At 66.1% G+C, this 25236-nt stretch carries 21 protein-coding genes; 15 read left to right on the top strand and 6 right to left on the bottom strand.

Translation table 11 applies throughout. The features are described 5' to 3' along the window. Positions 1–6: 6 nt before the first annotated feature. The 7 genes from HH308_RS24660 (at position 7) to HH308_RS24630 (ending at position 9454) form a co-directional block, all read left to right on the top strand. Positions 7–1326 carry a cytochrome P450 gene (locus HH308_RS24660; protein ID WP_170196921.1) on the top strand — a complete coding sequence of 440 codons (1320 nt, stop codon included), beginning with the start codon at positions 7–9 and terminating at the stop codon, positions 1324–1326. 64 nt (positions 1327–1390) lie between these two features. After that, complete coding sequence (locus tag HH308_RS24655; protein ID WP_170196920.1) at positions 1391–3196, top strand: peroxidase family protein; 1806 nt, start codon at positions 1391–1393, stop codon at positions 3194–3196. Positions 3197–3811: 615 nt separating this feature from the next. After that, positions 3812–5236, top strand: a complete 1425-nt coding sequence (locus HH308_RS24650; protein WP_170196919.1) for an APC family permease — start codon at positions 3812–3814, stop codon at positions 5234–5236. A 40-nt stretch (positions 5237–5276) separates the two neighbouring features. Continuing rightward, a complete protein-coding gene (locus HH308_RS24645) occupies positions 5277–6035 on the top strand; it encodes a DeoR/GlpR family DNA-binding transcription regulator (protein ID WP_170196918.1) in 759 nt (252 codons plus the stop codon). A 13-nt stretch (positions 6036–6048) separates the two neighbouring features. Next, a complete protein-coding gene (locus HH308_RS24640; protein WP_170196917.1) occupies positions 6049–7572 on the top strand; it encodes a GMC family oxidoreductase in 1524 nt (507 codons plus the stop codon). A gap of 11 nt (positions 7573–7583) precedes the next feature. Next, the gene (locus HH308_RS24635) at positions 7584–8573 is read left to right on the top strand and encodes an SIS domain-containing protein (protein ID WP_170196916.1); all 990 of its coding nucleotides are present in this window, start codon (positions 7584–7586) and stop codon (positions 8571–8573) included. Next, positions 8570–9454, top strand: a complete 885-nt coding sequence (locus HH308_RS24630; protein WP_170196915.1) for an ROK family protein — start codon at positions 8570–8572, stop codon at positions 9452–9454. The genes HH308_RS24635 and HH308_RS24630 overlap by 4 nt, the downstream gene beginning before the upstream one ends. A gap of 420 nt (positions 9455–9874) precedes the next feature. On the opposite strand, the gene HH308_RS24625 is transcribed toward HH308_RS24630, so the two are convergent. The 3 genes from HH308_RS24625 to HH308_RS24615 all read right to left on the bottom strand — a co-directional run bounded on the left by HH308_RS24625 (position 9875) and on the right by HH308_RS24615 (position 12692). Next, entirely contained in the window at positions 9875–10180 is a 306-nt protein-coding gene (locus HH308_RS24625) for a DUF1416 domain-containing protein (protein ID WP_170196914.1), read from the bottom strand. Between the two features lie 6 nt (positions 10181–10186). Beyond that, on the bottom strand, positions 10187–11020 hold the full coding sequence (locus HH308_RS24620; protein ID WP_170196913.1) for a sulfurtransferase: 834 nt from the start codon (positions 11018–11020) through the stop codon (positions 10187–10189). A gap of 730 nt (positions 11021–11750) precedes the next feature. Then, positions 11751–12692, bottom strand: a complete 942-nt coding sequence (locus HH308_RS24615) for an LmeA family phospholipid-binding protein (RefSeq protein WP_170196912.1) — start codon at positions 12690–12692, stop codon at positions 11751–11753. Positions 12693–12808: 116 nt separating this feature from the next. On the opposite strand from HH308_RS24615, the gene HH308_RS24610 reads away from it, so the two are divergent. From HH308_RS24610 to pstB, 6 genes are all read left to right on the top strand, one after another. Continuing rightward, positions 12809–13564 carry a winged helix-turn-helix transcriptional regulator gene (locus HH308_RS24610; RefSeq protein WP_170196911.1) on the top strand — a complete coding sequence of 252 codons (756 nt, stop codon included), beginning with the start codon at positions 12809–12811 and terminating at the stop codon, positions 13562–13564. Next, positions 13561–14448, top strand: coding sequence for a mycothiol synthase (gene mshD, locus HH308_RS24605; protein ID WP_170196910.1), 888 nt, complete (start codon positions 13561–13563; stop codon positions 14446–14448). Before HH308_RS24610 ends, mshD begins: the two co-directional genes overlap by 4 nt. 171 nt (positions 14449–14619) lie before the next feature. Next, positions 14620–15690 (top strand): phosphate ABC transporter substrate-binding protein PstS, encoded by a 1071-nt coding sequence (gene pstS / locus HH308_RS24600; protein WP_312870842.1) that lies wholly within the window; start codon positions 14620–14622, stop codon positions 15688–15690. A 185-nt stretch (positions 15691–15875) separates the two neighbouring features. Next, positions 15876–16913, top strand: coding sequence for a phosphate ABC transporter permease subunit PstC (gene pstC / locus HH308_RS24595; protein WP_170196909.1), 1038 nt, complete (start codon positions 15876–15878; stop codon positions 16911–16913). Between the two features lies 1 nt (position 16914). Further along, entirely contained in the window at positions 16915–17814 is a 900-nt protein-coding gene (pstA, locus tag HH308_RS24590; protein ID WP_170196908.1) for a phosphate ABC transporter permease PstA, read from the top strand. Between the two features lie 52 nt (positions 17815–17866). After that, the gene (gene pstB / locus HH308_RS24585; protein WP_170196907.1) at positions 17867–18643 is read left to right on the top strand and encodes a phosphate ABC transporter ATP-binding protein PstB; all 777 of its coding nucleotides are present in this window, start codon (positions 17867–17869) and stop codon (positions 18641–18643) included. Between the two features lie 710 nt (positions 18644–19353). On the opposite strand, the gene phoU is transcribed toward pstB, so the two are convergent. The 3 genes from phoU to dusB all read right to left on the bottom strand — a co-directional run bounded on the left by phoU (position 19354) and on the right by dusB (position 23480). After that, positions 19354–20019, bottom strand: coding sequence for a phosphate signaling complex protein PhoU (gene phoU / locus HH308_RS24580; RefSeq protein ID WP_170196906.1), 666 nt, complete (start codon positions 20017–20019; stop codon positions 19354–19356). An 81-nt stretch (positions 20020–20100) separates the two neighbouring features. Then, positions 20101–22074 carry an LCP family protein gene (locus HH308_RS24575; RefSeq protein ID WP_170196905.1) on the bottom strand — a complete coding sequence of 658 codons (1974 nt, stop codon included), beginning with the start codon at positions 22072–22074 and terminating at the stop codon, positions 20101–20103. Between the two features lie 257 nt (positions 22075–22331). After that, entirely contained in the window at positions 22332–23480 is a 1149-nt protein-coding gene (gene dusB, locus HH308_RS24570) for a tRNA dihydrouridine synthase DusB (protein ID WP_312870841.1), read from the bottom strand. Between the two features lie 169 nt (positions 23481–23649). On the opposite strand from dusB, the gene HH308_RS24565 reads away from it, so the two are divergent. Then, positions 23650–23865, top strand: coding sequence for a hypothetical protein (locus tag HH308_RS24565; RefSeq protein WP_170196904.1), 216 nt, complete (start codon positions 23650–23652; stop codon positions 23863–23865). Then, positions 23862–25073 (top strand): hypothetical protein, encoded by a 1212-nt coding sequence (locus HH308_RS24560; protein WP_170196903.1) that lies wholly within the window; start codon positions 23862–23864, stop codon positions 25071–25073. Before HH308_RS24565 ends, HH308_RS24560 begins: the two co-directional genes overlap by 4 nt. The last annotated feature ends 163 nt before the right edge of the window (positions 25074–25236 follow it).

The following is a 25236-nucleotide window of genomic DNA, read 5'->3' as shown; positions in this document are numbered from 1 at the left end:
ACCTCGATGTCAGCTCCGCAGCAAGCATCTGTGCTCGAAGGCCTCGAATTCACGCTGACCGCCGCGGCACCCAATATGGTCACCGGCCTGTTCAGCCGCAAAGAAGGCGCCGTCAAGGTCGCGTCGCTGCTCGACGTCGACCGGCGCGGCTACGACACCATCGCGGGCTTGGTCCGCAAATACGGTCCCGCGCCGTTCTACGTGCGCGTCGCCGGGAACAACAGCGTGCTCGTCACCGACCCGTCCGACATCGAGTTCGTGCTGGCCGGCTCGCCCGCGCTGTTCGCGTCCAATCCGAAGGCCAAGCAGCAGGGCATGATGGTCTTTCAGCCCGACGCGTTGACGCTGTCACGCTCGGGTGATTGGGAAGGGCGCCGGGCATTCGCCGAGGCCGTCCTCGACACCGGAAAACCGTTGCACCGCTTGGCGGCGACGTTCCTCGACGTCGCCCGCGATGAAGCCGACCAGCTCGCTGACGCGGACGAAATCGCCTGGCCCGCAATCAATGCCGCGTTCCAGCGGCTCACCCGTCGCGTGGTGCTCGGCGAGCGGGCGGCTCGCGACACCCAGCTCACCGACACCCTGTCGACACTGATGGCACAAGCCAACGGAACGCCCGGCAAGGTCGGGGAGGAGTACCCCGACCTGCTGCACTACCTGAAGCGGTACACCGCGGAACCGGAATCTGACTGTCTCGCAGGGCTTTTCGCCGAGGCGCCGCAGGACGTGCACGGCCCCCTCGAGGGGCAGATCGTGCACTGGCTGTTCGCCATGGGGGACACCCTGCCCGCGAATCTGCTGCGCACGCTGGTGGTGCTCGCCACGCACAACGAGATCCGGGCCGGCATCAAGGCCGAGATCGGTGCCGCCGACCTGAGCTCGGCGTCGGACGTGGTGGGGCTGTCGGAGCTGGCCGGCGCGATCTACGAAGCGATGCGGCTGTGGCCGACGACCCCGATGCTCGGGCGCGTCGCCCTCGGCGACGTCGACTTCCCCAGTGGCGTAAGCGTTCCCGCTGACGCCGACATCCTCATCCACAACATCTTCAACCATCGCAACGCCGATCTCGTGGAGAACGCCGACAGCTTCGATCCGCAACGTTGGGTGACCGGCGACGCCGGATCGTACTGGGGTTTCAACTTCTTCAGCAACGGCCCACAAGGCTGCCCGGGGTTACACCTGTCGCTGTTCCTCGGTCAGGCATTTCTGGCGCGCCTGCTCAGCACCCGCGAGCTGGTCAGTAAGAACGCAGACGTCCGGCCCACCGAGCCGCTGCCGTTCGGTTTGAACTATTTCACCGCCACCGTCGGCCTCCGGCCGGCCTGACCCGCCCGGCGTCGACCGGTCCCTTGAATTCATTTGCCGTACAGCATGATTGGAAGAACCCGCAATGAGCCGTGAATGGTATGAATACCCAGCGTTGACCCTTCAGTTGAAGGCGCTGTCGGAGGAGCGCGACAAGCTGCGCGACGACAATCTGTACGAAGCCGACGGCGTGCGCCCGCCGAAGGACTACGGCGAGGCGACCGACGAGGTCAAGCGCGCCCGCACCCCGGACGGTTCGTGGAACGACCTGGCCACCCCGGCCATGGGTGCCCGCGGAACCGGCTTCGGTCGCAACGTGCCGCTGAACAAGACCAAGCCCGACACCACCCGCCTGCTCGACCCGCACCCGCGTGAGATCAGCGAAAAGCTCATGGCGCGAGACGAATTCAAGCCCGCGGGCATTCTCAACGCGCTCGGTGCCGCGTGGTTGCAGTTCGAGAACCACAACTGGTTCTTCCACGGCAACGGGGTGGCGGAGAATGCGATCGAGATCCCCTTGACGGAGGGCGACAGCTTCCCGGAGAACCCGATGCGCATCCGGCGATCCACTGAGATGCCCGGCCAGTGCCCGGTGACCAGTCGCGCGCCGATTTACGCCAACCAGGAGACCCACTGGTGGGACGCGTCGCAGATCTACGGCAGCGGCGCGGATAAGCAGAAGGAGATCCGCACCTTCGTCGACGGCAAGATCAAGGTCACCGACGACGGTCGGCTGCCCAAGCACGCCACCATCAACGGCATCGACACCACCGGCTTCGAGGAGAACTGGTGGGTGGGCGTCGGACTGCTGCACACGGTATTCGCCCGTGAGCACAACTCGGTCTGCGACGCGCTGAAGAAGTCGTACCCGGAACTGTCGGATCAGCGGCTCTTCGAGATCGCCTGGCTCGTCGTTTCGGCGCTGATCGCGAAGATCCACACCGTCGAATGGACCACCTGCGTGCTGCGCCACCCGGCGCTGCAGATCGGCATGAACGCCAACTGGTATGGCGCACTCGGCGAAACGTTCAAGGACACCTTCGGCCGGCTCGGTGACAGCGAGGCACTCTCGGGTGTCCTCGGGTCGTCGACGGCGCACCACGCCGCACCGTTCTCGCTGACCGAGGAGTTCGTGTCGGTGTACCGCATGCACCCGCTGATCCCCGACGACTGGACCTTCTACTCGCTGGCCAGCGGCGACGAGCTGGAGTCGAAGTACTTCACCGAACTGCAGGGCAAGCACACGCGCGACTTCATGGACCGGCTGGAGTTCGGCGACATGTGGTACTCGTTCGGCCTGGCCAGCGCGGGTGCGGTCTGCCTGCACAACTACCCGAACGCGCTGCGCAGCCTCGAGCGCCTCGACGGCCAGGTGACCGACCTCGCGACCCTCGACATCGTCCGTGACCGCGAACGTGGAATCCCGCGCTACAACGACTTCCGCGAGATGCTGCGCATGCCACGTCGCAAGACATTCGACGAGATCACGCCGAACCGCCAGTGGGCCCGCGAGATCGCCGACATCTATCGCGGCGACGTCGACAGCGTCGACCTGCAGATCGGCATGCAGGCAGAGAAGCCGCCGAAGGGATTCGGCTTCTCCGACACCGCATTCCGCATCTTCATCCTGATGGCGTCGCGGCGTATCAAGTCCGACCGGTTCCTCACCACGGACTTCCGGCCGGAGGTGTACACCAAGGTCGGGTTCGACTGGGTGAACAACACCTCGATGAAAGACGTTCTGCTGCGCCACTATCCGGAGCTCGCTCCGGTGATCGGCGATGTCGAGCGTGTCTTCGCGCCGTGGCCCAAGGTCGGGGCACCGGTGCCCGGTAAGCCGAATCCGATTGTGCGACTGGCCGATACGGTCAAGTCGTACGTGCCGTGGTGATCGGATCGAAGTAGTAGGAGAGTCGTGCGGGTGATCGCCGCGGTCCGGCCTTGGTGGCCGGACCGCGGCGATTGCTTTGTCTCCGTGGGGAGTCGACTGCGTCGTCCTCGGGGGCGTTGGAGAAGATCGGTCGGCGGCGCTCGTGTTCGAGTCGACGGGCCATCATCGAACGCCGGTATTTGCCCGGGTATCCCCGTCATCCCTTGGCCGGGTAGCCGGCTTTCGAGGCGCACTGATTACTTGGGGCCCCTCCGCCCGCCCGCCGACATCGCAGTCGGCGACGTACCTTCGTTCGCCGAAGCCACGTCGGTGCGCGATGCGGCCCAGCTCGGGTGGGGTGTTGGTCGGGAAGTCTGCGATCGTCCAAATGAACATAGAGACGTTCGTTTGTAGGACAGGTGCCGGTGGGCGGATCCTACTCGCAATCATGGTCTTGAGCAGGTGATTTGGTCAGCACTGCCGACTGCGATGCCACTTGCGTGGGCAGTGAGACTGGGCATCAGGCACTATATCGAACATCAAATCGAACAAATCTATTGACTTCGAACATCTAACCGGTGATGATGATCACATCAAGTGTTCAATCGAACAGATTGATTGTCTAGAGGAGTTCAGATGACAACTGAGGACGTCAAGGTCGTCCACACCGATCTGCGGAAGGGCTCGATCGGACTTGCCGGTGTGCTGATGCAATCCATCGCGCAGATCTCGCCCACCCTGGGAATCTTCTACACCATCGGGTTTGCGACCAGCCAGGCCGGGATCTCTGCGCCGCTGACCTATCTCGCGGCGTTCCTGGTGTGCGCCACCATCGCGGTGCCGATCACCGGGCTCGCCCGACACCTGCCGTCGGCCGGGGGCTTCTACACCTACATCTCGCACGGCATCGGGCCGCGCTGGGGATTCATCACCGGCTGGCTATACGCCGTCATGGTCACCGTCGTGCCCGCGGCGCTCGCGGCGTTCACCGGTGCGGTGCTGCACGACGAGCTCGATTCGAAGTACGGTATCGGCATTCCCTGGTGGGTGTACTCCCTGGCCATCTTGGTCATCTGTTTCGCCTGCGCGTACCGCGGAATTGTGATTTCGATCCGGTTCCTCGTCGTAATGACCATCTTCGAGATCGCCGTCGGTCTCGGCCTGGCACTCACCGGCGTCTTCGATCCGGGTCCCGGAGGTGTCAACTTCACCGGCTTCAATCCCGCGCACATCAGCGGCGGCTCCGGATTCTTCCTGGCCATCGTGTTGTCGATCTTCGCTTTCACCGGGTTCGAGTCGGCGGCCGCCGTCGGCGAAGAATCGCGGGATCCCAAGCGTCTGGTGCCGCAGGCGATCGGTGGCAGCTTGGCACTGATCGGCCTGTTCTACGTGATCTGCGCATGGGGCCTGCAAATCGGTTGGGGCACCGATAACCTTGCCGCACTGGCTGATTCACCGACGGCTCCGGCATTCGTGCTGGCCGACCGACTGTGGGCGGGCGGGTCGGTCATCATCCTGATCGCGCTGGTCAACTCCGGTCTGGGAGTCTGCATCGCCTGCACTACCAGTGCCACCCGAACCATCTTCGGCATGGCCCGCACCGGGGCGCTGCCGCAACCTCTCGCCAGGGTGAGCAAAGCGTACGGCACGCCGGTAGTCGCGGTATACCTCGCTTCTGCCGTCGCGATCGTGATCACCGTGGTGCTCGGGATTCCGATGGGCCCGTACAACTTGTTCAACATGCTCGGAACCACCGGCACCTTCGTCTACATTCCGATCTTCATCCTGGCCAACGTTGCAGCCTTCCTCTACTTCCGTCGGGTGCACCCCGAAGAGTTCGCCCTGTTCCCGTTCGTGATCTGCCCGCTCATCTCGACGGCCGCGATGCTGGTCATCGGCTACAAAAGCCTTGTACCGCTTCCCGATGCCCCGGTGATGTACGCACCGTTCATCGCGCTCGGCTATCTGGCGCTGGGCGCGGCGGTGCTGTATGGCCGGAATCTGCGGCCTGGTCGGCGAGAATGGATGGCCAATGCGGGAGAGCTCCCCGATGTGAATTGACCGCTACCACCCAAGCCAACCTATCGAGAGGCGCGAGTACATGAACGCAACGGAACGTCAGCAGCAGATCCTCGAAACGCTCGACCTGCGCGGGCGACTGGCTATCGCGGAGTTGAGCGCGCGGTTCGAGGTCTCGGACATGACGATCCGTCGCGACCTCGCCCAACTCGAAGCCGAAGGGCTGCTGCGGCGCACCCACGGTGGCGCGGTACGCAGCCAGAGCGGCAACTTCGAACCGCCCTACGCCCTGCGGACGCGCCTCAACGCGGAGAGCAAGCGGGCCATCGCGGTCAGCGTCGTCGCGCAGCTCGCCGACGGCGAGACCGTCGTCCTCGACGGCGGATCGACCGGCGTCGCGATCGCTGAAGAGCTCGTCGGCCGCAAGCTGACCGTCTGCGCTTTGAACCTCCGCGTCGCCGACGTGCTGATGGCGTCACCTGCGACACGGGTGATGGTTCCCGGCGGTGAGGTTCGCCATGGCGAGCAATCGTTCGTCGGTCCCGCGGCCGAACGAACCCTCGCGGACTATCGCTTCGACAGCTATGTCATGACGGTGTCCGCCGTCGACATGACCGCCGGCCTGACCGAGTGGAACGAGGCCGACGCCGCGATCAAACGTGCCGCACTCGTCTCTTCGACCCGGTGCATCGTCGCCTGCGACTCGACCAAATTCGGGCAGACGGCATTCGCGCGGGTCGCCGCGGTCGACGCCGCCGACCAGATCCACACCGACACCCACCTGCCGACCGATGTTCGGCAGAGCCTCACTGCTGCGGGGATCGCCCCGTACATCTCATAGAACGGACTCACCGATGAACATCAACCTGCCCAGCGAAGTCGACACCGTCGTCGTCGGCGGTGGAACCGGCGGAGCGGCATTCGCCGGCATGCTGGCAGCGCTCACTGCCGGTTCGGTCCTGCTAGTCGAAGCAGGACCCGACTACGGCGCCCGCGAAAGCGGTGACTGGCCGGCGGACATGCTCAGCGCCAAGGCGATTCCGCTGTCTCACGATTGGAAGCTGACCGACGACGCCGGCACCGAACTCGATCTGCCGCGGGCCCGGATCATCGGCGGCTGCTCGGCGCACAACGGATGTACCGCCGCTCGCAGCGCGCGCGAGGACTACGACGGGTGGGCCGAGGCGGGCAACCCCGGCTGGCAGGCTGAACTGGTCGAGCCGATGCTCGACTGGGTGCACGAGAGCCTTCGGGTCCGCCGCTACCGCACCGAGGAACTGACCAGCGCGCAGAAGGCGTTCGTGAATGCAGGCGTGAGCGTCGGCCTGCCTTGGGCCGATGATCTCGACGACGTGACCGCGGGCCCAGGGATCGGTCCGATGCCGGTCAACATCGTCGACGGCGTGCGTTGGAACGCATCGTTCGCATTCCTCGACCCGGTACGGCATCTGGACAATCTGACGATCGTCGGTGACAGTCCAGTGCGACGGGTGTTGTTCGACGGCACCACCGCCATCGGAGTGGAGGTGGTCGGCTCCGACGGCGAGCGACAGACCATCCGCGCCGGCCGCGTCGTGATCGCCTGTGGCGCTTACCATTCGCCCGCCGTCCTGCAGCGGTCCGGCGTCGGCGCAGCGAGCGTGCTACGCGCCGCCGGAGTCGACCAGACGGTTGACTTGCCCGGCGTCGGCGAGAACCTCCTCGACCATGCCTGCGTGCAGCTCGACTTCCACGGCAAGGACGGACTCCTCGAGGAACTCGCCGAACTCGAGTGGAATCCCGACGAGCAGAGCTTGGGTCGGGCCCGGTCCAGTCAGTGCGACGACGGGCCGTACGACATTCACGTATTCATGGTCGCCGGGGCCAACAGCGGCCACCCGGGACTGCCGCCGATCAGTCTCTACGGCGGCGCGATGCGCGCGAAATCGCAGGGCGCGGTGCGAATCAGCGGTACCGAGCCAGACTCCGCACTGCACATCGACCACCGGTATGCCAGCGATCCGGCCGGCCACGACCGCGCCGTGCTAGGCGAGGCGCTCGAACTGCTGAAATCGATGACTGTCGTCCCAGAATTGGCCGCGATTCTCGGTGCGCAGGCCAATTCCGACCGAGACCCCCTGAACAGTGTGGCCAGCTACTGCCACCCCGCCGGCACCTGCAAGATGGGTCCCGCCGACGACCCGCTGGCCGTGGTCGACGCCACCGGCGCGGTGCACGGCGTCGAGGGACTTTACGTCGCCGACGGATCGGTGATGCCTGACATCACCCGCGGCAACATCAATCTGCCGATCGCGATGATCGGCGCCCGAATGGCTGCAGGCCTCGCCGGGGTGAGCCCGGCCGAGGCCGTAGCCCGCTACCGCGCCGCGGCGAAGTGAGGAACCAACAGATGACTACCCCCTTCGAACTCGACATCGCCGCCCAACCGGAGGCACTCGCAACTTTCGTCGCGACACCGATCCCCGAGGGCCTCGGCAGCGTTCTCACGGGCCAGTACGACCGAATCGTGTTGACCGGCATGGGATCGTCGCACTTCGCCGCGATCGGGACCTGGCGACGGATCGTCGCCACCGGCCGTCCCGCGTGGTGGATCGACAGCGGCCAACTGCTCGACGCCCCCGAACTCGTCACGCCCGGCACGCTGCTGATCGCGACGTCGCAGTCCGGGGCGAGCGGCGAAGTCGTGGCCTTGTTGGCCGACTGTAGTCCGGCCGCGATCGTCGGCGTCACCAACGGTGCCGACAGCCCGCTGGGTCGGCGCAGCGACGTCGTGATCGACCTGTGCAGCGGACCGGAAGCCACCGTGAGCACCAAGAGTTACCTGAATACCCTTGCTGCGCAACAGGTTATCGCCGATATGATAACGAACTCGTCGGCGACTGACCCGACCGCTGCGCTCGCGGCCGTGGCCGATTTCACGGTGCCCGACTTCCTGGGCGCCGTCGCCGCCGACATCGCCGTGCCGGGTGCGCGACTTGCGTACATCGGTTTCGGTGATCATGCCGCGACGTCGTTGTACTCCGGGCTCATCACCAAGGAGGGAGCAAAGATCCCCTCGGACGGCTACGCCGGGGGCCAATTTCGGCATGGCCCACTGGAATTGGCCGGTCCTGGACTCACCGCGGTGCTCTTCGACGGAGCGTCGGTGACCCCGTCCGCGCGCCAGCTCGCCGAGGACCTGCTGGCCACCGGATCGACGGTCGTCTCCGTTGGCGCAGGCGAGTCTGCTACGCACCGGATCTCCGGGCCGTCGACACCTCTCGCGCAGCTCGTGCACGGCGCGCTGGTCGCCCAGCATCTGACGGTCGCCGTCGCACGGGGGCGGGGCATCACACCGGGCGCCTTCGCCTACGGCTCGAAGGTGACGTCGTCACTATGAGCCGGTATCTCGGCGTCGACCTCGGTGGTACCGGCACCCGCATCGTCGCACTCGACGGAGCGGGTCGGGTCGTCGGTGACACCACCGCACCCACTCGGCACGACGACAGCACGCAAGCCGTTGCCGCACTTATCGATTCGCTGGCCGCGCTGGTGGGTGACGAACCGGTGGGCGGCGTCGGCATCGGTGCGAGCGGACCGGTGGACTCCGACGGGATCATCCACAATCGCGCGACGCTGCCCGCGTACAGCGAACTGCAGATCACCGGTCTGATCGCCGACGCATTCGGCGTCGACTGCCGGATCGACAACGACGCGGCGACCGCGGCCATCGGCGAGCAACGGTTCGGTGCGGGCGCGGGAAGTCGCGCAATGCTGATGGTCACCCTCGGCACCGGCGTCGGGGTGACGATGCTCGTCGACGGCGCGCCGTTTCGTGCGGCCGACGGTGCGCACCCGGAACTCGGCCACATCGCGGTGGACGGCCCTGCGGCGCCGTGCTATTGCGGGTTACCCACGTGCTGGGAACAGTTGGCGTCGAGAACCAGCCTGGATGGGTCGACGGGCGGGCGGCGCGACGACGCCGCGGCAGCCGCGCGAAGCGGAGACTCCGCAGCCCTACGGCTGTTCGAGACCTATGGGACACATGTCGGAGCAGGCCTCGAGACACTGATCAGCGCCTTCCATCCCGACGAAGTGGTGATAGGCGGATCGGTTGCCCAGTATCTCGACCTGTACCGTGCGCCCCTGCTGCGCCGATTGATGCGTTCGGCCGACTACGCCTGGGATCCGTCGATCCGAGCGGGAACACTCGGCAACCTGGCCGGCGCGATCGGCGCGGCGGCGCTGGTGTTGCCCCGCGTTGAGCACGCTGGTGGTTGAGCCTGGATTCCGCGATGGGATGGGTGCGATCCGTGCACGGATACGCTGCGCGGGATGTCTTGGCGCGCTGGGCGGCTCGTGCGGCGGGAATCCCGCGGCCATCGAGTACGGGCCGGTGCTGGGGAATCGGCGTTCATCGCGTTTGCTGGTCGAGATGCGTTGTGTGCGTTGGTCTTTTATCTCACCGGCCCCTCGTTACACCGAAGCTCGCGAGCTCGCTTCGGCACTCGGGGAGCGGCGTGGGTGCGGGGTATTGCAGGTCATCAGTACTTCGGCCGGTCATTCAAGACGACCCCGCCACGCGTTCGCGTGACGGGGTCGTCGGGTGCGGAATCGCTCCGCGCGGAGCCTACTTCGCGACGGTCATGTCTGTCGCTCGCGTGATTCGCTCCTGGGTGGCAGCAATCGATTCGCAGCGAATCACTTCGCGACGATGACGTCGTGCTGGTGGACTCCGGGGCCCTCGGGGCTGACGGTCACGTCTCCGTTGCCGACCGAGGACAGTGCACGCAGAGTCCAGGTGCCGGGGGCGGCGAAGAACCGGAAGTCTCCGGTGGGGCTGGCGACTACCTCCGCGGTGAACTCGCCGGTCGAGTCGAGCAGCCGGACGAACGCACCGGCGACCGGTGCACCCGAGCCGTCGGTGACCTGACCGGTCAGCACGGTTTCCTTCTCGACGTCAACGCCCGCGGGCAACGCCTGTCCCTGCTTGGGTGCAGCACACATGATTTCTTATTCTCCCAACTCGATCGGCACGCCGATCAGCGAACCGTATTCGGTCCAGCTGCCGTCGTAGTTCTTGACGTTCTGGTGGCCGAGGATCTCCTGCAGCACGAACCAGGTGTGGCTCGAGCGCTCGCCGATGCGGCAGTAGGCGATGGTCTCCTTCTCGCCGTCGAGGCCGGCATCCTTGTAGAGCTCGGTGAGCTCTTCGTCGCTGCGGAAAGTGCCGTCTTCGTTGGCGGCCTTGCTCCACGGCACGTTGATGGCGCCGGTGATGTGACCGGGGCGCTGGCTCTGCTCCTGCGGGAGGTGGGCCGGCGCGAGGATCTTGCCGGAGAACTCGTCAGGGCTGCGCACGTCGACGAGGTTCTTGTTGCCGATTGCGGCGACGACCTCGTCGCGGAATGCGCGGATGCTGTTGTCGGCGGCTGCCGCCTTGTATTCAGTGGCCGCGCGGGTGACGGTTTCGGTGCTCAGCGGGCGTCCGTCGAGCTCCCACTTCTTGCGGCCGCCGTCGATGAGCTTGACGTCGTTGTGGCCGTACAGCTTGAAGTACCAGTAGGCGTACGCGGCGAACCAGTTGTTGTTGCCGCCGTAGAGGATCACGGTGTCGTCGTTGGCGACGCCGCGCTCGGAGAGCAGCTTGCTGAAGTGATCGGCGTCGATGAAGTCGCGGCGGACCGGGTCCTGCAGGTCGGACTTCCAGTCGAGCTTGATGGCGCCGGCGATGTGCCCGCCGTCGTAGGCGGTGGTGTCTTCGTCGACCTCGACGAACACGGTGTTGTCGGCGTTGAGGTTCTGTTCAGCCCATTCGGTGCTGACCAGGACGTCGGAACGTGCCATGATGGCTCCCTTTCGAAAGGTGTTTCGGATTTTCCGTCATACGGGGATAGATGACGACGGTCGAGGTGACCGCACGGATCATCTGGGGAGTGTGATGGACGGCGCGCACAGCAGAAGACGTGCAGAAATGCCTGTCAGGAGGATTTGTGCGGTACCGCCATCAAAGATGGTCGCGGTAGCGGCGACCGTCGTTTACCGACAGCAACAGTTGGCGACACGACAGAAGTCGATGGCGCGGCGGCGGGTGAGCATCAACTCACGGCACGGTTGCATGGCTGAAAGGATACAACAGGTCGGTGATCTGAATCGGCCGGGGCGCGGTACTGGCCGTCCTGCTGTCGAAGCTGGCCTGAAACAACCTGTGCGGCAACGGCTTCCGCTATCGCCCCGGCGGCGCGACTTTCTTGGTCTCGTGGGTCGAATCGTGCCGCAACGGCGTGGGTGATGTTCCTCGGCGGTGCGCGGATCGGCCTCGATGGGACACCGAATGATCGTCGAGCGGCGTCGAGTGCGGCGTCCGATGCTGGAGCGTGACGCTTCATGTTCCGTGGTCTGTGTACCTATTCGTTGCCAGCAGGCCGCGACCAGCTGAGTGCAACAGCGCGGTAGCGAAATATCAACTGGTGCAGGCTGTTTGGTCGCGTTGGTGCCTTTGTCGTGCGTGGTTTCGACGCGGGTCTGCGCTAGCGCTTCGTCCCGGCTCCCAACCGGCGGGTGGGGCTAGAACGGGCTAGAACTGATCCACCCGAACTACGCGCGCGGTCGCCGATCCCTTGATCAGTACATCGCTGCCCGCGCTGTTTGCCGAGGTCGGGTTCACTCCCCACGGCAGTGGTGGCATCGGCACCGCGGCGCCGAAGCGTCGCAGTACCGCGGCGCGGTACTGCGTGGGGACGTCGTCGGACGCGTGTTCCTCGGGGCCGTCGTAGAAGTCCGTCGGCGTGAGGATCAGGGAGTCGGCGCGGACGGACAGATCGACGGTGACGCTGACCCGAACCTTGGGGCCGGTGTACTTCGACGCCGACGGTGGCACCGACGATGTGGTGGCGGCGTCGGGCGGCAGCGCGACTGTACCGGTCAGCAGCACCCCCGACGTGCGCTCGAGGAGTCCGTCGCCTGGGCCCCCGCCGCCCGCCTTGCCTTGTGGCGCAGGCGTATTCACCGAGAGGTCGGTGAGGTCGAGCATTCGGCCCAGGTTGACCGAGTCCAGCTTGGCGTAGGCGGTCACGGCGTCGAGCGACAGCGCCGCGTCGGGGGACAACGACCATGCGTCGGCGCCGGTTCGCACGCCGGTGGCGTTGACGCCGAGTTCGGCCCAGCATTGGGTGGCGCGGCACGCGGCCGATCCGGCTCGCGGGAGAGCGACGCCACGCGCCGTGACGGTGAGCGAGGTGAAGTCTCCGGCTGCGGCGTGGGTGACGAACGGGAATCCGCCGAAGGTGACCTCGGGGGCGAACTCCAGTCGTGGGGAGGTCTGCAGCGAATGCGACAGTCGGCTCTCGCCGCGAGCGCCCAGCCCGGTGTCGACGACGAACGCCGCGACGACGGCTACTACGACCGCCGCCGCAATGATGACGAAAGCCCGACGCAGCCGCGGCGCGCCTGATTCAGGCTGGTCGCGCGGGGTCGTCGACGGCGCTTGGGTCGGTGGGTTGCTTTCGGCGGGCGGCATCCGGGCTATTCTTACACCGACACACTGTGTGAACCCCGCCGAGTCAACGTCGACTCAGTTTTGTGCGTTGATATGACTCAGGCCCGTGATGGGCCGCTATTCCGATCGGAGTGGGTGTGGATCTCGTAATTCTGACGAGCGAAGCCAATGCCGACGCGGTACTGCCGTCGCTGTCCCTGCTGGCTCACGGTGTGCGCGTCGCACCGGCCGAAGTGTCGTCGCTGATGGCGACCGGCTCTGCCGAAGCGGTGATCGTCGACGCCCGCACCGACCTCGCCGCGGCGCGCGGCCTGTGCCGGCTGCTGGGCAGCACGGGGTCGATCCCCGTCGTCGCGGTGCTCACCGAGGGCGGCCTGGTGGCGGTCAACGCCGACTGGGACCTCGACGACTTCCTACTGGCGGGCATCGGTCCCGCCGAACTCGACGCTCGACTACGGTTGCTCGCCGTACGGGCGCGGGCGGGCGACGCCGCCGAGTCGGGGTCGACCATCTCGCTCGGTGAACTCGTCATCGACGAAGACACCTACACCGCCCGGCTGCGCGGCAAACCGATGGACCTGACCTACAAGGAATTCGAACTCCTCAAATATCTCGCGCAGAACGCGGGTCGCGTCTTCACCCGTGCCCAACTGCTCCAGGAAGTCTGGGGCTACGATTTCTTCGGTGGCACGCGCACCGTCGACGTCCACGTTCGACGCCTGCGCGCGAAACTCGGCGGCGACCACGAATCGTTGATCGGCACCGTACGCAACGTCGGCTACAAGGCGGTACGGCCGGTCGGGCGATCCCGAGCGTCCGACGAATCCGGTCCCGACGCAGCGGATGTCGGCGACGCCGACGACTTTGATCTGGTGGAGGAGGCGGTCGAATGACCGAGGTGGCACGACTGTCGGTCCTTGACGCGCAGCAGCGGCACGCCGTCGCGCAGATTCTCGGTGCCGCCGCAGAGGCGGACGGGGTGGCCGCGCTGTCGGAGCAGGCGGTACTCGCCGTCGCCCACGGGGCACCCGACGTCGAGCATTTCCTCGCCTCCGACGACGATTCGATTTCCGGTTACGCGAATGTGCTGCCCGGCCGCGACGACGAGCCGTCGATGGCCGAACTAGTGGTGGACCCGGATCGTCGACGTCGGGGCGTCGGGTCGGCGCTGGTTACCGCCGTCGTCGAAGCATTTCCGGATGTCCGGCTGTGGGCACACGGCGACCTGCCCGCCGCGGCGGCGCTCGCGGCGTCGAACGGATTGTCCGCGACGCGCACGTTGCTGCAGCTCCGACGTCCCCTCGACGGCGCCGACCTCCCCGAGTTGCCGCAGCGCGACGACATCATCGTGCGTACCTATTCCGGGGCCGAGGACGACGCCGAGATCCTGCGCGTCAACAACGCGGCCTTCGACTGGCATCCCGAGCAGGGCGGATGGACCCTCGACGACATCGCCGCGCGCACCGGCTCCGACTGGTTCGACGAGGCCGGACTGTTCCTCGCTTACGACGCAGCGGCACCCGGTCACCTCCTCGGCTTCCACTGGACCAAGATCCACGGACCCGACCTCGGTGAGGTGTACATCGTCGGCGTCGACCCCGCCGCCCAGGGCCGCGGACTCGGGCGTTACCTGACGCTGGCCGGGCTGCACTACCTCGATCCGCTCGTCGCCGAATGCAATCTGTACGTCGAAGGCGACAACACCGCAGCCCTGCACACTTATGAGCGACTCGGCTTCGGTCGGTATGCCATCGACGTCGCTTACGGCCGCGCATAGTTTCACCGCAGGTCGCTTCCACGGGGGATATTGGTCACATTGCGCCCGCCGGACCGCGTCAGTTAACTCTGCGTTCACCTTGTCGAGTCCGAACGTCCACCACTGACCCATAGCGTCGCTGATCGAGAAGACTTCAAGTGTTGGAGTTTTGAGCGAAAGCGAGTCTGGGACGTGAATATCAAGCGCAATGGCATCCGGGTCGGCGCCGCAGTAGCAGGCGCCGCGGCGATCATGGCTGTCTCCGCATGTGGCGGTGGCTCGAGCTCGAGCTCGCAGACCATCACCGGTGAAGGCTCGACCGCCCAGCAGAAGGCGATGGAGCACTTCGGCCAGGTGCTCACCGACAACGGCGGCGTGGTCCTCGACTACACCGGCAGCGGTTCGGGCGACGGCATCAAGAAGTTCCTGGCCAGCGACGTCGACTTCGCCGGCTCGGACTCCGCGCTGAAGCCGGACGAGGTCATCAAGGCCAAGACCCGCTGCGGCGGCAACGACGCATGGCACATCCCGCTGGTCGCCGGACCGGTCGCGATCGCTTACAACGTCGACGGTGTGTCGAACCTCAACCTCAACCCGACCGTGCTGGCGGAGATCTTCAACTCGAAGATCACCACCTGGAACGACCCGGCGATCGCCGCACTGAATCCGGGTGCCAAGCTGCCGGCCACCAAGATCAACCCGGTGCACCGCAGCGACAGCTCCGGCACCACCGACAACTTCCAGGCCTTCCTCAGCAAGGCAGCACCGGCGGCGTGGCCGTACGAGCACAGCAAGGAATTCAAGGGCAACGGCGGCTCGGCCGCGGCCAAGTCGACCGGCGTCGGCGACACCGTGAAGAAGACCCCCGGCTCCATCGCGTACGTCGAGTGGGGCTTCGCGACCGAGAACAAGCTGGGCGTCGCCGCGATCGACTTCGGCGCGGGCCCGGTCAAGCTCGACGCGACGTCGGCCGGTAAGGCACTCGACGCCGTGACTTTCAAGACCCCGGGCAGTAAGGACCTGGTCGTCGACTCGGACAAGTTGTTCGCCTCGAAGACCCCCGGCGCCTACCCGCTGCTGCTCACCACCTACGAGATCGTCTGCAGCACCGGATACTCGAACTCCGACACCGCGGCGTCGTTGAAGAGCGCATTCACCACCATCCTGAACAAGGGCCAGGACGGACTGAGCGGGATCGGCTACGTGCCGCTGCCGGACGCCTACAAGACGACCGTCCAGGGCACCGTCGACGCACTGAAATAGGGCGTGCGTCGGTTTGACCACGACTGCCGTGGGGCCGCAGCGTTTGCGGTCCCACGGCAGCACTTGACACACTTGGGGAAGGCTGCGGGAGCCACCCGAGCGCCGAACACGCCGGTGACCGGCGTCGGCGCGCGCGACGTGGACCCAATCGAATCATGACCAGAGCCGAATCCGTAGAAGGACGTATGACCTCACTGAGTAAGAGCCAGGGGGACAACGCCGCCGACGACGCCAGCGTCGAGCCCGACGTCGCGCCGCCACCGCCGCCGCCACCGTCGGACCTGGCCGGGTCTGCCCGCGGCCGACTCGGCGATGCGATCTTCCGCCGTCTCGCGGTGGGGTCGGGGCTGCTGGTATCGATTGTGATCGCGCTGATCGCGCTGTTCCTGATCATTCAGGCCGCGCCCGCGCTCGCCGACAACCAAGCGAATTTCTTCACCTTCCAAGGCGATTGGGTCGTCGACGGCGGCTCGCTGCAGTTCGGTATCCCCAAACTGTTCTACGCGACGGTGCTGGTGTCGGTGATCGCCCTGATCATCGCGATGCCGATCGGCCTGGGCATCTCGATCTTTCTCACCGAATACGCGCCCAAGCGGTTCGTCGGTCCGGTCACCTACCTCGTCGACCTGCTCGCCGCGGTGCCGTCGATCGTCTACGGCCTGTGGGGCATCCTGGTTCTGGGACCCGCGCTCGTCCCGGTGAACAACTGGCTCGTCACCAACCTCGGTTGGTTGCCGTTCTTCCAGACCCCGCAGACCAACGTCGCCAACATGTCCACCGGTGGCACGCTGCTCACCGCGGGCATCGTGCTGGCGGTGATGATTCTCCCGATCATCACCGCGGTCACCCGCGAGGTGTTCATCCAGACTCCCGTGTCGCATCGCGAAGCCGCGTTGGCGCTCGGCGCCACCAAATGGGAGGTCGTGCGGCTGGCTGTGCTGCCGTTCGGTTTCTCCGGCTACATCAGCGGCTCGATGCTCGGCCTCGGCCGCGCGCTCGGCGAGACGATGGCCCTCTACCTGATCATCTCCAACACCGGACCGATCGACTTCAATCTGATGGAGAGCGGCCAGACCTTCGCGACGACGATCGCCAACAACGCCGCCGAATTCGACTCACCGACCAAGACCGGTGCCTTCATCTCGGCCGGCCTGACCCTGTTCGTTCTGACGTTCATCGTCAACGCGGCCGCGCGGTCCGTGGTCGCCAGGAAGCAGAAGTGATATGACGACCCTCGACATCTCGGGCACCGACCCGGTCAAGACCCGGCCGTCGGGCTTCCAGCCGATCAGCGGCCGACGCAAGATCGCCGACCGTGTGGCGCACGTCGCCGTCGTCGTCGCCGTGGTCATCGCGATCATTCCGCTGCTGTGGCTGATCGGCACGCTGATCTACAACGGCATCACCCCGCTGCTCGACGCCGGATGGTGGACGAACGCCGAACGGTACGGCGGCGCGCTGAACGCGATCGTCGGCACCCTGCTGCAGACCGCCCTCGCCGCCGTCCTCTCCATTCCGCTGGGTATCTTCGTGGCTATCTACCTGGTGGAATACAGCAACGGGCGCTCGGTGTTGGCCCGCGTCACGACGTTCATGGTCGACATTCTCTCCGGTGTGCCGTCGATCGTGGCAGCACTGTTCGTCTACGCGGTGTGGCGCACGACGCTGGGTCTGCCGCGGATGGGCTTCCTCGTCGCGATCGCGCTGGTGTTGCTCATGGTTCCGCTGGTGGTCCGCTCCACCGAGGAGATGCTGAAGATCGTCCCGCAGGATCTGCGCGAGGCGGCCTATGCGCTCGGCGTGCCCAAGTGGAAGACGATCGCGCGCATCGTTCTGCCGACGGCGCTGTCGGGCATCGTTACCGGCGTGATGCTGGCCATCGGCCGCGTGATGGGGGAGTCGGCCCCGGTGCTGATCCTCGTCGGCTCGACCAAGGCGATGAACTGGAATCCGTTCGACGGCAACCAGGAATCGCTGCCGCTGATGATGGTGCAGCAGTACAACAACGGTCCCGGCGCCTTCGAGAAGGTGTGGGGAGCTGCCCTGACCCTGGTCATTCTGGTGGCCCTGGCGTATTTCGGGGCCAAGTGGATCGCGAAGTTCTTCGCGCCGAAGACCTCCTGACCGCTCAGACCTCCTGACCACAACACTCGCACTTCTCAAGGACTGAAGACTCATGGCCAAGCGCCTCGACATCAAAGACCTCAACGTCTACTACGGCAAGTTCCACGCGGTGAAGGAGGTGACGCTGGAGGTTCCGCCGCGCAGCATCACAGCCTTCATCGGTCCGTCGGGCTGCGGTAAGTCGACCGTGCTGCGGACCCTCAACCGGATGCACGAGGTGACCCCGGGCGCGTACGCCACCGGCAAGGTGCTGCTCGACGGCGAGGACGTCTACGGCAAGGGTGTCGACCCGGTCAGCGTCCGCACCACCATCGGCATGGTGTTCCAGCGGCCGAACCCGTTCCCCACCATGTCGATTCGCGACAACGTCGTGGCCGGGCTCAAACTTCAAGGCGTGCGCAACAAGTCCACTCTCGACGACGTCGCCGAGCGCAGCCTGCGCGGCGCGAACCTGTGGAACGAGGTCAAGGACCGGCTCGACAAGCCGGGCGGCGGACTGTCGGGCGGCCAGCAGCAGCGGCTATGCATCGCCCGCGCCATCGCCGTCTCGCCCGACGTCCTGCTGATGGACGAGCCCTGCTCGGCGCTCGACCCGATCTCGACTCTGGCCATCGAGGATCTGATGGGTGAGCTCAAGAAGGAGTACACGATCGTCATCGTGACTCACAACATGCAGCAGGCCGCCCGCGTGAGCGACCAGACGGCGTTCTTCAATCTCGAGGCCGTCGGCCAGCCGGGGCACCTCGTCGAGATCAACGACACCGAGGTGATGTTCTCCAACCCGCTCAAGCGCGAAACCGAGGACTACATCTCGGGCCGCTTCGGCTAGGCTCGGCCGTCTGCCAAACACTCGTCCCCAGCACCTGTCTCGGTGCTGGGGACGAGGTGTTTGTGCAGGTCGTTCACGGACTGGTGACAGGACTAGTGGTGTGTCGCGGCTAGTGGTATTGATGTCTTGCGCGCATCCTGCTTCGCTGCGTCCTGCTGGTTGAGCGAGGCGAAGCCGAGTCGAAACCGCTGTGACGCTGTGGGTTTCGTCAGTGCCCGGCGGGTGGGGTTTCGACTCGCTGCGCTCGCTCAACCGGCAGAGGACCGCAACGGTCATGCAACTCTTTAAGTGCGACACGCCATCAGTGGTGTGTCGCCTCCAGAACGTGCGGTGTCGGCAGCTGCGGCCGCGGCGGTTCGTTGTGACTGGTGGGGTCGACGGTGTCGTCGGGTCTCGTGCCGCCTCGGCCGGATCCGTTCGCTGATGCGAATCTGAGGTGTTATGAATCTGTGTGTTGAGATTGTGGTGGGCGTTGCCGGGCTGATGTGCGGTCGGCGTTGAGTGGAAGCTGCTTTGTTCAGCGGCGGCGGGGGTGGTTGGTGTGGTGTGGTGTGGGTCGGCTGGGAGAAAATCGTCCGAATAGTGGGTCGCCGAGGGCATTCTGCCCTTGCTCATCAGCAGTTTTCCTGTTTTTCCGGCCTACCGCTGCGCGACGTCGGTTACCGCAGCGCGACGTCAACCGGCGCCAATGCTGCTCGGGTTACCGTCCCCTAGGCTTCGGCGTCGGCGAGTTGCTCCGGGGTCTTGCCGGTGGCCTGGAAGACGACGCGGCGCCCGATGAGGACGGCGTGGTCGGCGAAGCGCTCGTAGTAGCGTCCGAGCAGCGTAACGTCGACGGCCGCGGCGACGCCGTGCGTCCAGTCGCGGTCCATCAACACGGTGAACAGGTGGCGATGCAGATCGTCCATCGCGTCGTCGTCTTCCTGCAGGGTCAGAGCAGCCTCCGGATCCTGCGACGTCAGCACCTCACGTGCATTGTGCGCCAACTGCACCGCGAGCCGGCCCATCTCGGCGAAGTAACCGTTCACTTCTTCGGGCAGCGCCTTCGCGGGGTGGCGGCGTCGAGCGACCTTGGCGACATGCAGCGCGAGTGCGCCCATCCGGTCGACGTCGGCGACGATCTGAAATCCGCTGACGATGGAGCGCAGGTCGCCTGCGACAGGAGCCTGCAGTGCGAGCAGAGCGAATGCCTGTTCCTCGGCCCGCACCGACAGTGCGGTCATCCGGTCGTGGTCGGAGATGACTTGCTCGGCAACCGCCAGATCGGCCTGCAGAAGTGCCTGGGTGGCGCTGGACATCGCCTGCCCCGCCAACTCGCACATCTGACCGAGGACAGCATTGAGAGCAGCCATCTGCTCCTGATACGCAGTTCGCATGTATCTACACTACGTGCTGCGACCGACGGCACCGGTCACCGCACGGTAAACGGGGTATGAAGGCGGGCTTAATGCCTGCGGCTATTGACAGGTCGTGTCGCCGGCGTTGGTGACCGCGAGATCGTTGGGAAGGTCGCTCGATCCGACCGTCGCAGGCAGCTGAGTGACAGTGAGCTTGGTGCCCGCGTCTGGCGTCGACGACAACGACCCGGAGTAATCGCCGCCGAGAATCACCTCGACGCCGGACTTCACCGTGTGGTCGGGCTGGATCGACGCGCCCGGGAACATCTTCGCCAGGGTCGCCGCGGCGTCTTCCTCGCCGGTGCCGTAGCGGACGACGGTGGTCGACTGCTGCTCGGAGGCGTCCGCGACGCCGCGCACGTCGAAGCCGAGCGGGGTCAGCTTCTCCGAGACCTCGGTGGCCAGCCCCGACTTACCCGTGCCGTTGAGCACGCGCACGCCGATATTGCCCGGGGACATCGCGGTCGCCGACAGCTTGGTGGTCTTCGGTGCGGATGTGGTCGGCGCCGGGTCCGACGACGGCGCGGAGGTGTTCTTGGCCGCCTTCTTCTTCGTCTCGCCGGGCAGCGGCTGGTCGTCGATGATGGCGTTGAAGATGTTGTTGATGTCGTCGGTGCGTGGGATCTCGTTGTTCTGACCGTCGGTGGACGTACCCGACGTCGGGATGGTCAGGAACGTGACGCGACCGGCTTCGATGCCCTGCATCGAGTCAGCGAGGTCGAGCAGCGACTGCGTGTCGACGCCGTCGACGAAGCTGTTCTGAATGAAGGTGTTGACGATGCCGTTCAGTTTGCTCGGATTGGACAGCACATTGCCCGACAACGTGGCCCGCAGCAGCGACGACATGAACTTCTGCTGCCGCTTGATGCGCCCGTAGTCGCCGTTGCCTTCGGTGGAGATGGTCCGGGCGCGCACATACCGCAGCGCGGTGCGACCGTTGAGCTTCTGCTTGCCCGCCTTCTTCAGAACGGTGCCGATCTCGTAGTCGTAGAGTGGCGTGGGCGAACAGACCTCGACGCCGCCGACCTGGTCGACGATCTTGCGGAAGCCGCTGAAGTCCATGCCGATGAAGTGGTTGATGTTCAACCCGCTCATCTCGGTGAGCAGTTTGACCAGGCATTCCGGTCCGCCCACGGCGTACACCGAGTTCAGTTTGACGTCGGTCTCGGCGGGCATGCTCTGGCCATAGGTGCCGCTGCTGTTGTCCCAGTCGCGGCATTGCGGCCGGTCTACCTGGAGATCGCGTGGGAAGGACACCGCGACCACGCGGCTACGGTTGGCCGGCACGTTGACCAGGATGACGGTGTCCGAGCGGGCACCTTCGACGTCGCTGGCCGTGCCCGCACCGACACTGGAGTTGTTGCCGGTGCGCGTGTCGGTGCCGACGATCAGATAGTTCTCGTCGCCGTACTGCGCGTCCTTGTTGCGGATGTTCGCGTCGTCGGGGTTGACGGCGCTGATGGTATTCCAGTTGCCGTCCCACGAACGTTTGTAATTCCACACGTACCCCGCGCCGCCGAGGGCGACGATGCAGGCGATGGCGACGACGATGCGCCCGGCGATGGTGGCGTCGCGGACGAACATCTGGCGCCGCGTCCGTTTGGGCTTGCGCAGAGCCGCCGAGCGCAATTCGATGGGGTCGGGTAGGTCGGGCGTCGGCTGAAGTGGGCGGCCGTGTCCTTGGCCGCGGGACTCGGCGATGACGCGGGCCGCGGTCGCGGCGTCGGACAGGTCGACCGGACTGCCGGTGACGATCTGGGGGATCTTGGTGGTGACGTCGTTGGAGACGGGTCCGGGATCGTAGGCCGGGCGCGGGCGCTGCGCGCGCGGCTCGTCGGTGACGCGGGGGAGCTGTCCGGTCGCATCCATCTGTTCCATCAGGTCGCGCACGGTTACCCGGTTGCGGTTGCGGACGTAGCGGTCACGGTTACGCGGTTCGCGCAGACGGTCGGTCGGGGGGCCTGCCGACGAGTCGGGCGTCGCCGGTGCAGAGCTGCGATTCGACGTCGTCGGCGGCGTGCGATCGGCGAACATCTGGGTGAACTCGTTCGGATTCGACGCTCGGTTGCCCGCCCTACGAGCACCGGAGCGTCGAGATGGCTGAGACGGCTGTTCTGGCTCTTGCGAGCCCGACGGCGTGTCAGTCAACGTTGCTCCTCTTGGTGTTCATGCTCAGTCGGGCTGTCGAGCGCACCACTGAGCGCCGCGACGATTCGCAGCGGTTCGTGCCATGTTAATTGGTTGACCTGAGAATGGGGCTCAGGGAGCCGCGCCGACGACGGCTTCGCGCGCTATCCGCCACTGTGCATCACATCTGCACCCGCGGGGACTGTGGCGTCGTCTGGGTCGTCGAGCCAGCCGTGCGGGAGCGAGACCTTTCCCGGCGACCCCTGACGCCCGCGTGGGCCGGTGGCGTCGTCGGGGAACGGGACGGTCGGGTCGAGCTGGGCGATCAGACCGTCGAGTTCGGCGAGCGTCGACACCTGGGCGAAGGAGCGTCGCAGATCGGATCCGACGGGAAACCCCATCAGGTACCAGGTCATGTGTTTGCGCAGGTCACGAAGGCCGCGATCCTCGCCGTGGTGCTCGGCGAGCAGCAATGCGTGGCGAGCGAGAATGGTCCCGACCTCGCCGAGCGTCGGGGGCGTCGGCGGTGCCTCGCCGCGCAGGACCGCCGACAGTTCGGCGAACAGCCACGGCCGGCCGAGGCATCCGCGCCCGACCACGACGCCGTCGCAGCCGGTCTGCGCCATCATCTCCACGGCGTCCGACGCCGCGAAGATGTCGCCGTTTCCGAAAACTGGGATTGTGGTCACAGCTTGCTTCAATTCGCCGATCGCCGACCAATCGGCGGTGCCGGAGTAGCGCTGGGCGGCGGTGCGGGCATGCAGGGCGACGGCCGCCGCGCCGTTGTCTTCGGCGATGCGGCCGGTGTCGAGATAGGTGAGATGGTCGTCGTCGATGCCGATGCGGAACTTGAACGTCACCGGCACTCCGGCGGGCTCGGCCGCGGCGACCATCGACTGGACGATCTTCGTGAACAATCCACGCTTGTAGGGGAGGGCCGCGCCGCCGCCGAGTTTGGTCACCTTCGGAACCGGGCAGCCGAGGTTGAGGTCGATGTGGTCGGCGAGACCTTCCCCGACGATGAAGCGCACCGCTTCGCCGAGAGTTCGCGGGTCGACGCCGTAGAGCTGCATCGACCGCGGCGATTCGTCGGCGTCGAACGACATCATGTGCAGTGTCTTCTCATTGCGCTCGACGATGGCGCGCGCGGTGATCATTTCGCAGACGTAGATGGCGTCGGGGCTCCCGTATTCGCGGCAGAGGCGGCGGAATGCCCGGTTGGTGACGCCGGCCATCGGCGCGAGCACGACCGGCGGGTCGACCGGATAGGGCCCGATCCGGGTACCGGTCGACAGTGCTGCAGAGGTGTTCACCTGCACGATTCTCCCATCGACCGGCGCGTCGGGCGAAATCGTCGTCGGGCGCAAGTGTGCAACGGAGTCGTGTTCTGGCAGCCCGAGTGCTTCCCGCCAGCTATGAAACGTGTTACAAATCATTCTGACCCATCGGTAAGTTACGTGAGTGAATTTCAGGAGGAGCCGCATGTCTCCCGCTGCGTCGTCTTTGTCGAAGACGCTGAATGCCCCATTGCCCGACGACGTCGCGGCGCTGCCACCGGAAGATCTCAACGCGCTCGACGCGATGCTGCGCGCCGCGCTCGCCGACCGCGCGACCGCGATGGACCGCGCCATCAAGGCCTCGCTGGATCACGCGCCGCGTCTCGCCCGACCGGCGATCAAGAAAGTATTGGGACTGTGAACGCCACCGAACTCGCGCATGCCGCGGAACTGACCAAACTGGCCCGCACACTCGGCGTCGAGGAAGAGCGGCTGGCATTTCTCGCCGAGGTGTCGCCCGATTCGCTGAAGACTGTGCGGATGTCGGTCAGCGACCGCCTGTTCGACGCCGACGGCGACAAACTCAAGCGGATCGCCGCCGCGGCCAAGCTGGTGCCCGCCCCGATCGCCGCCAAGGCGGCCGCCGTGGCTTTCGGTCCACTGCTGACCGCGGCGATCGCGAGCTCGATCGAGGTGTCTCGCGGAATCGCGGTCGCCGGCAACCTGCGGGTGGGCTTCCTCGCGCGCGTCGCCGCCGAACTCGATCCCCGACGCTGCGGCCCGATCCTCTCCGCGCTCCCGGCGAGCCTCGCCGGCAAGGTCGCGGCGCAACTCGTCGCCGACGGCGAGCACATCACGCTCGGCAGGTTCGTCGGGGCGATCTCCGACGACGCACTGCGCACCGCCGCCCGGGAGATCAACGACTCCGATCTGCTGCGCGTCGCATTCCTGCTGGAGGATCGCGCCAATATCGACTACGTCGTCGACGTCGTGTCGGACCGGCTGCCCGGAATCCTGGCGGCCGCGGGAGACGAGGGACTGTGGAGTCACGCGCTCGGATTGCTCGACGCCATCGGCGACGAGCACCGCAGAACCATGGGAGACCTGGCGGCACAGCTTGATACGGAGGTACTCGCTGATCTCATCGGCGCCGCGCACTCAACCGGGGCGTGGGCCACGCTGCTGCCGGTCACGCGGTTGATGTCCGTGGAGAGCCTGCGCGTCTTCGCGTCGAATCCCGCAGTCCAGGCGCCGGACACCGTCGCCGCGGTCATGGACGCCGCGCTGGCCGACGACATGTGGCTAGACCTGCTGCCGCTCGCCGGCGAACTGCCGACCGAACCGCGGACATTTCTCGCCGGACGCATCGTCGGGCTCGACACCGAGTTGCTCGACGACCTGATCGGGCAGGCCGACGCCGCCGGACAGTGGGGATCGCTGGCGCCGGTGGTCGCGGTCATGTCACCGGAGCAGGTGGGTGTGGTGTTGGACTTGCCCATCGCGCGCGACGCCGCGGTGGTCAGCCGAGCGGTGGAGGCGCTGAGCGGACGCGACGACGTCCCGGCCGACATCGTCGGACTCGTCGCCGCGCACGGGCGCGCCGTCGGTGCGGGGCACGCGGCTGTCTGAGCAGGGAAATTCCGCTAGCGTCTCGACTTTCGGCATAGGAGTGATGCACGTCACATCGAATGTTTCGGCGAGGTTGCGCGCAGGTGAACCGGAGTTCGGGTCGCTGATCAGCGGAAACGTCGGGCGGGGATGCTCTGACGTGCAGATTTGTGCGTCAACGCCG

Source organism: Gordonia asplenii, from assembly GCF_012933505.1.
In the GTDB taxonomy this organism is placed as follows: Bacteria; Actinomycetota; Actinomycetes; order Mycobacteriales; family Mycobacteriaceae; genus Gordonia; species Gordonia asplenii.
This window is presented reverse-complemented; position numbering and strand designations above follow the sequence as displayed.

What these genes read in the sequence shown, in the direction of transcription:
- HH308_RS24660 (WP_170196921.1), top strand. Translation starts at nt 7, where the DNA reads ATGTCAGCTCCGCAGCAAGCATCTGTGCTCGAAGGCCTCGAATTCACG.
- HH308_RS24655 (WP_170196920.1), top strand. Translation starts at nt 1,391, where the DNA reads ATGAGCCGTGAATGGTATGAATACCCAGCGTTGACCCTTCAGTTGAAG.
- HH308_RS24650 (WP_170196919.1), top strand. Translation starts at nt 3,812, where the DNA reads ATGACAACTGAGGACGTCAAGGTCGTCCACACCGATCTGCGGAAGGGC.
- HH308_RS24645 (WP_170196918.1), top strand. Translation starts at nt 5,277, where the DNA reads ATGAACGCAACGGAACGTCAGCAGCAGATCCTCGAAACGCTCGACCTG.
- HH308_RS24640 (WP_170196917.1), top strand. Translation starts at nt 6,049, where the DNA reads ATGAACATCAACCTGCCCAGCGAAGTCGACACCGTCGTCGTCGGCGGT.
- HH308_RS24635 (WP_170196916.1), top strand. Translation starts at nt 7,584, where the DNA reads ATGACTACCCCCTTCGAACTCGACATCGCCGCCCAACCGGAGGCACTC.
- HH308_RS24630 (WP_170196915.1), top strand. Translation starts at nt 8,570, where the DNA reads ATGAGCCGGTATCTCGGCGTCGACCTCGGTGGTACCGGCACCCGCATC.
- HH308_RS24625 (WP_170196914.1), bottom strand. Translation starts at nt 10,180, where the DNA reads ATGTGTGCTGCACCCAAGCAGGGACAGGCGTTGCCCGCGGGCGTTGAC.
- HH308_RS24620 (WP_170196913.1), bottom strand. Translation starts at nt 11,020, where the DNA reads ATGGCACGTTCCGACGTCCTGGTCAGCACCGAATGGGCTGAACAGAAC.
- HH308_RS24615 (WP_170196912.1), bottom strand. Translation starts at nt 12,692, where the DNA reads ATGCCGCCCGCCGAAAGCAACCCACCGACCCAAGCGCCGTCGACGACC.
- mshD (WP_170196910.1), top strand. Translation starts at nt 13,561, where the DNA reads ATGACCGAGGTGGCACGACTGTCGGTCCTTGACGCGCAGCAGCGGCAC.
- pstC (WP_170196909.1), top strand. Translation starts at nt 15,876, where the DNA reads ATGACCTCACTGAGTAAGAGCCAGGGGGACAACGCCGCCGACGACGCC.
- pstA (WP_170196908.1), top strand. Translation starts at nt 16,915, where the DNA reads ATGACGACCCTCGACATCTCGGGCACCGACCCGGTCAAGACCCGGCCG.
- pstB (WP_170196907.1), top strand. Translation starts at nt 17,867, where the DNA reads ATGGCCAAGCGCCTCGACATCAAAGACCTCAACGTCTACTACGGCAAG.
- phoU (WP_170196906.1), bottom strand. Translation starts at nt 20,019, where the DNA reads ATGCGAACTGCGTATCAGGAGCAGATGGCTGCTCTCAATGCTGTCCTC.
- HH308_RS24575 (WP_170196905.1), bottom strand. Translation starts at nt 22,074, where the DNA reads ATGTTCGCCGATCGCACGCCGCCGACGACGTCGAATCGCAGCTCTGCA.
- HH308_RS24565 (WP_170196904.1), top strand. Translation starts at nt 23,650, where the DNA reads ATGTCTCCCGCTGCGTCGTCTTTGTCGAAGACGCTGAATGCCCCATTG.